The sequence below is a fragment of the Bacteroidota bacterium genome (genome assembly GCA_013696965.1).
Lineage (GTDB): Bacteria > Bacteroidota > Bacteroidia > JACCXN01 > JACCXN01 > JACCXN01.
Genome location: JACCXN010000061.1, coordinates 1 through 9,395, shown reverse-complemented (window position 1 = coordinate 9,395; position 9,395 = coordinate 1). Strand labels below are relative to the sequence as shown.

7 protein-coding genes are annotated in these 9,395 nt (G+C 32.7%); 2 read left to right on the top strand and 5 right to left on the bottom strand.

Annotation, left to right across the window (positions count from 1 at the left end; genetic code table 11):
* Window positions 1–265: 265 nt before the first annotated feature.
* Complete coding sequence (locus H0V01_10360; GenBank protein MBA2583771.1) at window positions 266–775, top strand: response regulator; 510 nt, start codon at window positions 266–268, stop codon at window positions 773–775.
* A 204-nt stretch (window positions 776–979) separates the two neighbouring features.
* Window positions 980–1,213: a YtxH domain-containing protein gene (locus tag H0V01_10355; protein MBA2583770.1), complete on the top strand. Its 234-nt coding sequence runs from the start codon at window positions 980–982 to the stop codon at window positions 1,211–1,213.
* 451 nt (window positions 1,214–1,664) lie between these two features.
* Here the strand turns inward: H0V01_10355 and H0V01_10350 are convergent, their stop codons facing one another.
* The 5 genes from H0V01_10350 to H0V01_10330 form a co-directional block, all read right to left on the bottom strand.
* Window positions 1,665–3,782, bottom strand: a complete 2,118-nt coding sequence (locus H0V01_10350; protein MBA2583769.1) for a S9 family peptidase — start codon at window positions 3,780–3,782, stop codon at window positions 1,665–1,667.
* Between the two features lie 484 nt (window positions 3,783–4,266).
* Window positions 4,267–5,871, bottom strand: a complete 1,605-nt coding sequence (locus tag H0V01_10345) for a T9SS type A sorting domain-containing protein (GenBank protein MBA2583768.1) — start codon at window positions 5,869–5,871, stop codon at window positions 4,267–4,269.
* 68 nt (window positions 5,872–5,939) lie between these two features.
* Complete coding sequence (locus H0V01_10340) at window positions 5,940–6,791, bottom strand: hypothetical protein (protein MBA2583767.1); 852 nt, start codon at window positions 6,789–6,791, stop codon at window positions 5,940–5,942.
* A gap of 211 nt (window positions 6,792–7,002) precedes the next feature.
* Window positions 7,003–7,866 (bottom strand): hypothetical protein, encoded by an 864-nt coding sequence (locus H0V01_10335; GenBank protein ID MBA2583766.1) that lies wholly within the window; start codon window positions 7,864–7,866, stop codon window positions 7,003–7,005.
* Window positions 7,867–8,118: 252 nt separating this feature from the next.
* A partial coding sequence (locus H0V01_10330; GenBank protein MBA2583765.1) for a hypothetical protein occupies window positions 8,119–9,395 on the bottom strand: 1,277 nt, incomplete at its 5' end.

Genomic DNA, 9,395 nt, shown 5'->3' with positions numbered 1-9,395 from the left:
GAAATTATATACATATGAACCCGATAGCTATCGGGTAGCCATGCACGAACCGTTCACAAACGCTAATGAATATAACATGGCTCCCGATAAATCGGGATGTCAATTAACAGTTAAATTATATACATATGAAATAGCTAAAAATTAACCATGCACAAACAGGAATGATATAAATTGCTCTCGATAAATCGGGATAACAATTAAAAAAACAAATGCTTTAGCATGCATTCAATAAAGGAATAATTAACAACGAATAAATTATATACATATGAAAAACAAACAAAAAATAAATATCTTTTTTGTGGATGATGATCTCATCTATTTAAAAATGTTGGAGAACAATTTAAAACATTCCAGGCATTATTCCAGTAACATCCATACATTTACCTCTGGAGAGGAATGCCTGAAGAACATGAACATTAAACCTGATGTTGTTGTGCTGGATTATTTTCTTAATGGAACAAATCCTAAAGCAATTAATGGTATACAAACAATGCAGGAAATTAAAAAGTTAAGCCCGGAAACCAAGGTGGTTATTTTATCAGGACAAGACAAGATTGATATTGCAGTAACATCGGTTAAAGAAGGGGCTTTCGATTATGTATCTAAAAGCGAAAGCGCATTTGTACGTACACAAAACGCAATAAATAATATTGTACATGCAAAAAAGCTTAAAGACGAAGCAAAGGATCAAAGGTTATGGTTAAGATTAACTGCAAGTGTTTTTTTAATTACAGTTCTTGTTTTCTTAACCTTGAGTTTCATTTACAATCCTTAAACATAAATTGCAATCCGTGGTTGTTTTTCCCCTTTTGTGGAATTTTTTCCTAATCAAAATCAGAACCTGCATTTTCTCATTCAAGCTTAATAGCATAAATCAATGTTTGTTTGAAAAGAAAATTTTGGCAAGATTTTTAACAAATAATACACATTACAAATACCAATCTTTTTATTCACATTTCTAACTTAAAAACAAAAAAACATGAGAACATTTTGGACATTTTTTACCGGAGTAGCTGCAGGAACTATCATTGCAATATTATATGCACCTGACAGAGGAACCGAAACAAGAAGAAAAATTGCTAGCAAAACGCGAAGATTAACTGATGAGTTTACAGGAAATGTTGAATCAACAATGGATGAAATGGCTGAATCAGGTGAGAGAGCTTATAGAAAAGCCAATGAAATGGTTGAAAGAACTACAGGAAGAAGGTAATTAATTTTTTGTGGGATGTAAAAAAGAGGCCATTTGGAAAACAAATGGCCTCTTTTGTTAAAAAGTAATGCCTTTTTCTTAAAAAGTTATAAATGTCTCCTTTCTTAAAAAGAAAGTAATGCCTCTTGAAATAAATGTCTCTTTCCTTAGCAAGAAAGTAATTCCTTTTTTCTTAAAAAGTAATTTCATGTTCTGAAATAGGTATAGTGTAACCATTATCAATATTTGATAATTTAGAATAACCAAACGGTCTCCAAATGATTAAAGTTCAACGTTATTTTAAGATTTTAGAATAAGTTATAAAAGAACATTTTAATCAAGCTTGACAAACTTAAATATGAAATTTAAGAAAATACCCCTATTTTAATATTAAAAAAATCCCGACTAGCCGAGGCAGTCGGGATTTTTAAAATTTTGTCAATTTATTTCAGGACATTATTTAATAAAGTGTTTATTTTACTTCCATGCCCAAATGATGGAATATAAAAGCCCAGGTATCAGCAGCCTCGTCAATTTGTTTTGATACAGGCTTTCCAGCACCATGCCCTGCATTCACATCTATTCGAATCAACACAGGTTCTTTTCCTGTTTGTTTTTCCTGTAATTCTGCAATAAATTTAAATGAATGTGCCGGTACTACACGGTCATCATGATCACCAGTAATAACCAATGTTGCCGGATAGGCTAATGCATTCACATTATGCAATGGAGAGTATTTTAAAAGGTTCTTAAACTGAATTTCATCATCGCTTTTTCCGTAATCTGTTGCCCACGCATAACCAATTGTGAAGGTATGATACCTTAGCATATCCAAAACACCTACCCCTGGAATGGCTACTTTAAACAAATCGGGCCTTTGGGTAATTGCTGCACCAACAAGTAATCCCCCATTTGAGCGCCCACTAATGGCTAATTTATCAGCCGATGTGTATTTTTGGTTTATTAAATATTCCGCTGCGGCAATAAAATCATCAAAAACGTTCTGTTTTTTTAATTGAGTTCCTGCGTTGTGCCAATCTTTTCCATATTCTCCACCACCTCTTATATTTGCCACTGCGTAAATTCCTCCATTCTCAAGAAAAACTGTGTTTTCAACTTTAAAACCCGGTGTTACAGAAATATTAAAACCGCCATAGCCATATAACATTACCGGGTTTTTTCCATCGAGTTTTATCCCTTTTTTATGGGTAATAAACATCGGGATTTTAGTGCCATCTTTGCTCGGATAAAACACCTGTGCGGTTTCATATTCCTCGTGGTTGAAATTAACCTCGGGCTTTCTGAAAATTTCGGTCACACCTGAATTTAAATCGTATTTATAAATTATTGTTGGAGCAGTAAATGTGGAGAAGGAGAAAAAAGAAACAGACTCATCTTTTTTTCCGCTGAAAGAATTTACAATTCCAAGCCCGGGAAGTGTTATTTCTTTTTCAAAAGTTCCATCCAATGTATAACAGTATAGCCTTGTGCTGACATCTTTCATGTAATTGGCTATTATTTTCCCGTTGGCAATTTCTACTCTTTGTAAAACATCCTGGTTTTGGGGAATAACTTCTTTCCAGTTTTCTCTTCCTGGATTTTTCGTATCAACGCGAATAAGCCTGTATCGAGGTGCATTGTCATTGGTAAGAATAAGCAGATCTTCGTTAATGTTATCAATTACATTATAGTCATTAACAAAACCATCAGCAATTTTTATAAATCCTGTTTTGGAATCTGATTTTTTAAAATACAGGGCATTACCACTTGTAGTTTCGGTTTCAGATAAATAAATAAATTTTTCATCCTCAGTTACACCTGCATAAAACCCACGTAATGCATTTACATTATCTCCATGTATAAGCACATCTTTCTCTTGAAGTTCTCCAATTTTATGGTAATATACCTTTGGAAATTCATTTTTTTCTGAAAGCAGATGCTTCTCATCTTTTACATCATACCTGGTATAGTAAAAACCATCGCCTTTCCAGGCAGTGCCAGAAAATTTCACCCATTTAATGTGATCACTTAAATTTTCACCTGTTTTTAAGTCCATTACAAAAAATTCTTTCCAGTCTGATCCGGCCTTTGATATTCCATAGGCTGCATATTTTCCGTTGTTCGAAATTGTAAAATTCGTTAATGCTGAAGTACCATCCTGCGAAAATTTATTCGGATCAATTAAAACCCTTGGCTCGCTTGTTAATGAATCCTGAACATAAAGCACGCTTTGGTTTTGGATTCCGTCATTCTTATAAAAATAGTACTTGCCTGATTCTTTAAAGGGAGTGGAATATTTGGCGAAATTCCAAACTTCGGTAAGCCGGTCCTTGATCTTATTCCTAAAAGGAATTGTGGAAAGAAAATTAAATGTTACTTCATTTTGGGCCTTCACCCATTCTGCTGTTTCTTCTGAATTATCATCCTCCAACCAACGATAAGGATCCTGGATAACTGTTCCAAAATAAGTATCACTCTGGTTGGTTTTAACAGTTAATGGATAAACAAGACTTGGCGTTTCATTTTTTTCTTTTTCATTACAGGCTATTGCTGCAACGAATAGAATAGGGAGAAAAATATTTTTTTTCATTACTAGGTGTTGAATAAATTTTTGAAGGTTTAAAAATAGGAAAAAATATAGAGATATCAGATAGTTAGCAACAAGCTTTTTTTTCGGTGCGAATTCAAAAATATCTAGTAATACAAAAGTCTAATTTCCAAACCTACAAACTTGCAACTTTCGGCTCCCATTGCTTCGTGCAGTATTTTTTTTCCATACCCAAAGAAAAAAATTGCCAACGCAGAAAATGGCACTTTAACTTTTATTTAATTCACCTGCATTTTGTGTAATATGTAGCTTCGATTGAGGGGCATTTGTATTAATTCCAATATTTCCATTTTCCTTAATAATAAATGTTCTTAGGAAATCTTCAGCCAAGTTTCAGGAAAATTTTTCAAAATAGTATTTTTTCAATAACAATTTAAAGTGTATGTGCAAATAAGAAATAATTACCAAAACCTCCTACACTACCTGAAATAATTTTTTTTGGAACAAAAAAAGTTTAATCCTGTTTTTAATTGATAATTACTTTCTCAATAATCAATATATCTTCTCCTTTCATTGCTTTTAGATAATATGTTCCCCTCGCAAAGCAAGATATATTTACTTTTAAAAGATCATTAAATGTTTTCTCTTGGAAAATAATTTTTCCTTCTCCATTGAAAATCCGAATTATTGTAGGTTCAGTTGAGCCCAAAGGAAGTTGAATATCAAATATTCCAGAAGAAGGGTTAGGAAATAATTTATAGTTGGAATGACTACTTTCTATATTTTTCTCAGTATTCTCAATATTCGACTTGACCATTGATTCTTTTTTATTAAATGCTTCTATAACATCATCAAATGTTTCCTCAGCAAAATTAAGCTGAACAAGTTCCTCAAATTCACTATTATTTACAATCATGAATTGACTGTTCGAGACTTTTACACTACCTTTTACTAATAGTGATTTATCATCACAACCTTTTAGTGTTATCTCAACCTCATAAACTGCCTCAGCAACTGGATTACCTCCTGCAGATTTTCCATTCCACACACACACTGGCAGTCCTATAATAAATTGAGTATTTGAATACACCAAAGCTCCCGTTGTAGTATATACTTCAACAATATATGAAGTTGCTCCAGAAACATAATTCAGGCATAATTGATTATTATCTCCTCCAGTATTATATGGAGTAATTATAGTGGGTCCTAAACCAGCGGCTTTTTTTATCTGAGTTTCTTCAGGACAAGGGCTGATATATGCTTCAAAATCAGTTCCATCAAAATCAGAAGAAAATTCAATAGAACTACCTGCTGTAAAAATTGCATTCGCACCACTTTGCACAGTTACTCCCAGGCCAACATTTACAGTGTGATTTGCCGAGGCAACATAAGGCACTGACAATGAACTAATATCTGTATTTGAAATATTCAATATATGCAGGCAGCATACTTCTGCTGTAACACTTACATCATCAATGTAATAATAGGCATAATAAGCCTTGTTATTATCTATACGATCAGCCTTGCCATCATCTGAATCAAAATTACCTATGGTTAAATAATGAATGCCTGATGATTCTGCATCATAAGATCCTTCTACTAAATTCCAATCTTTTTGATGTTGTATTACCCCTGGATGAAGAAAGCCAGAAGAAGAAGTTGGAAGAACAAGAGTATTATTTGATGTAGGTCTTGTAGTGGAAATATAAAAGCCCATCTTTGTTGCATAGCCTGATTTATCAGATAACCTCACAAAATACCTAATATTGTACTTAATGCCGCTCTTTAAATATATTTCCGTTTGAATATATTCTCTTGAATTAGTATGAACATCCAATTGATGATTATACAGCGTATGAACCCCAGCATAAGCAAGACCACCCGAACGTACATTTACAGGTTGAGGAAAGCTAAACATATTATATGGAACACCTACTGAGCTTGAACCACATTCATGATGAATATCAGGAGTATTAGCTGTTGGATTACTCCAGGCAGCAGCTATTTGCTCAAAATCACCCGGGGTCTGAGCAAGCCATGGACAAGTTTTTATTTCTTCAAAAGAAGGATTTGAAACTAGGTTGACAGATTGTTGTTGAGCTATTAATCTCAAAGGAATAATAGAAGCCAATAAAAGGCCTGTGTAAAATATTTGTTTTCATAAAAGTTAATTTTATTGGGAAAACTGCTTACGAGTCTTCAGTTTTTATCGAATTTATAATTTATACCCATATTTAAACCTATGGAAAAAGGTTTATCTTTTACCGGAAACACTGTAACGGGAGTGTTCCTATTGTAATAGGAATAATTGTTTTTATATCCATCATAATCGAAATTCCTTAAATGTTTATCATTGAAAAAAGTGAATGGATAAAATCTAAATGTCGGATTTAGTAAAAAAGAAAAATTATTATAAATTTTTCTTTCAACACTTATTCCACTATAGAAGCCGATTAAAAGCATTTGAAATGGTTCAGTTGTAGTTGGCAAAGTGTTTTCAAAGGTATATGCCGAACTCCTGTAATCTGTTCTTGCCCTTCTGCTCATACTTTTATATTTGTTAGCATTTAGTCCTAATCCCATACCTAAATCAACTGTAAACTTAGATAAATCACCTTCTTTAACTATATAATTAAAAGATAGGGGTATTTCTAAAAATAAATTTTTTGATTTTTCTTGTTTATAATCTGACCTTTTTACTGAAAAATGATTACCGCCCTGATAGACAGCAAATCCTCTTGAAGTAATACCTTTGTCAGAGTACCAGATTCCGCTTGTTAAAAGCAATTTCCTACTTATTTTATATCTTATATTTAAACAAGTTGTTGTAGCAAGTTTAGGGCTTTCAATTTCATTAAGGTGATTTGCAAGCCATTCATTATGTGCATCAGCGGCATCTGTATTATAATTAGAGTTTTTAATTTGAATGGGTTTTGAAAATCGATAAGATAAATCAGGAGAAATGGAAAGCCCTACTGAAAGCCTATCTTGACTGATAGATGATGCCTGGAATATGAGTATTCCAAAAAGAAAAACGATGAATTTTTTCATAAGTAAAATACTGTTTTCATAAGTACATGATTTATTCGTTTTTAATTATTCCTCTATGGAACTCATGAAGGCTAAAGCATTTGTTTTTTAATTGTCATCCCGATTTATTCGGGACGACATGATATATTCATTACTATTCCAGTTAAATCGGAACAAGTAGTGCACGGTTATTTCATTAAGTTAATTATATTGAGTAATTTCCTCATTGGTATCAATTTTTATCAAACTTGTAATTTATTCCTACATTCAAACCTATCGAAAAAGGTTTATCTTTTACCGGAAACACTGTAACCGGGATATTACTATTATAATACCCGATATTAGTAATACGGAAAGCATAATCAAAATTCCTTGTGTTTTCTTCACTAAAAAAAGTGAATGGATAAAATCTAAATATCGGATTTAGTATAAAAGAAAAATTCTTGTAAATTTTTCTTTCCATACTAAATCCACTATAGAAGCCGATTAAAAGCATTTGAAATGGGTCAATTGTGGTTGGCACCGTATTTTCAATTGTACTTACAGGATAGGTGATATAATCTGTTTTCGCCCTTCTGCTTATACTATTATATTTGTTAGCGTTTAGTCCAAATCCCATACCTAAATCAACTGTAAACATATTTAAATCACTTTCTTTAACTATATAATTAAAAGATAATGGTATTTCTAAAAATAAATTTTTTGATTTTTGTTGTGTATGATCTGAAATTGGAAATCTCGATACTGAAAAACGATAACTTCCTTGAAAGGAAGCAAATCCTCTTGAGGAAATACCTTTGTCAGAATACCAAATACCGGTTGCAAAAAGCAATTTTTTACTTATTTTGTATTTTACATTTAAACAAGTTGTTGTTGCAAATTTAGGGCTTTCAATTTCATTTAGATTATTTACTAGCCATTCATTATGCTCATTAATCATATCAATATCATGATAAGAACTTTTAATATGAATGGGGGTTAAAAATCGGTAAGATAAATCAGGTGAAATGGACAGACCAACTGAAAATTTATTTTGGCTAATAATTGCATTGTTGAAAACTAATATTCCAAAGATAAGAATTCCAATTTTTTTCATATTTAATTTTTTTTACTAATTAACCTTTCATATTTATTAAAAGTAAATAAAAAAGTTATCATTGAAAGAATTAGCCTGCACTATTTTCAATAGAGCAAAATGCTCGTAATTACTAGTTTCAAAATCATCAGGACATTTCCCCCACTTATCTTTTTTACAAGCCATATTTGCCAGCAGCAAAAAAAGAAAGTATTAGGATATTCATTTGTTTAAAGTGATGTGTTTTCATATCCTATCTTTATTTTTATTAAGTTATTTTCGGCTTCTTTTTGAAATTTTAAATATCGTTTTCAATTCTTGATTTTCTGATTTCAGTTCTCTCATTTCGTTTTTTAATTCTGTTATAATTTTATCCTGCTGTATCAGGTACCGGGTCACTTCTTCAAGTACAATTTGTTGGCGATAGGTTATATCCCCTAAATCTAATCCTCCTTCTTCTATCTCTTTTTGAGAAGGAAATTCAGGATGATGACCTATTTCATCAATAACTTTAGCAAGTTCGGACAAAGGCCGTAAAATATAATCCGGAGCATAAACAAAATCCGCCCAATTTTGATTTACAACAACTCTTCTTGTCAAGACATGACCATTACTTTGAACTCTAAATCTTACACCATCACTATTTCTTAATTCAAAAAGTGTAAGACCGCTTGATCCACCATCAACACTTAATTTGGCAATGGGCGTATCTGTACCTATCCCCACATTTCCTCCCATTAGTTGTATTTTATCTAAATCAAAAATTGTGGTTCCTCTCCCAAATTCACCTTTTATGTAATGATTCGCATCTCCAAAGCGTATTTCGGCATAATCTCCGGTTGAGTTCCACTCACCTGGTTCCATAAATAGTATGGTATTAATAGAGGATGTTCCCTTTAGATGTAATAGGGTCTGAGGTATTGTTCCAACACCAACATTGCCTTCAAAATATCCATTTCCTCTTACATCTAGCATTTCTTCAGGAGTAGGCGTTCCTATTCCAACGCGACCGCTTCTTTTTACACTAAAAACTACCCCTTTACCAGTTTTCCTAAGTCTTAAAAGGTCATAATTTAGTTCGGCAGCCTGAGTTATTTCTAATGAGGCAGCAGGATCGGTAGAAGAAAATAAACTAGCTCTGCCATCCTGGGTTATAAATAAACTTGGTCTATCTGTATCATGCCTAATTAAAAAATAGCTATTATCCGTGCCTGCGCTTACACCCATTTTCCACAAATTCTTCGCAATGAAATTACCAGATTGATCTACCAACTGGTCTTCAAGAGCTATGTATGTAGTTTTGTCTTCATGAGGGGCAGTACAACCATCACATATTATATGTTCAGTTATTCCTTTTACATGTAGTTTTTCTATTGGGTTAGTAGTTCCTATTCCAACTTTAGAGGGACATGCTTCAAAAAGGTACATTTTATATGGTGCATTCACCCACTTAGGTTTATTGAAAGTTGGAGAACAATCAGGAACAGCTTGGCCAGATTCAGGCTCTTTATAAAGCAGTTCTTGCAATGCCTGTAACCCTCCCTGCATTG

What these genes read in the sequence shown, in the direction of transcription:
- H0V01_10360 (MBA2583771.1), top strand. Translation starts at nt 266, where the DNA reads ATGAAAAACAAACAAAAAATAAATATCTTTTTTGTGGATGATGATCTC.
- H0V01_10355 (MBA2583770.1), top strand. Translation starts at nt 980, where the DNA reads ATGAGAACATTTTGGACATTTTTTACCGGAGTAGCTGCAGGAACTATC.
- H0V01_10350 (MBA2583769.1), bottom strand. Translation starts at nt 3,782, where the DNA reads ATGAAAAAAAATATTTTTCTCCCTATTCTATTCGTTGCAGCAATAGCC.
- H0V01_10340 (MBA2583767.1), bottom strand. Translation starts at nt 6,791, where the DNA reads ATGAAAAAATTCATCGTTTTTCTTTTTGGAATACTCATATTCCAGGCA.
- H0V01_10335 (MBA2583766.1), bottom strand. Translation starts at nt 7,866, where the DNA reads ATGAAAAAAATTGGAATTCTTATCTTTGGAATATTAGTTTTCAACAAT.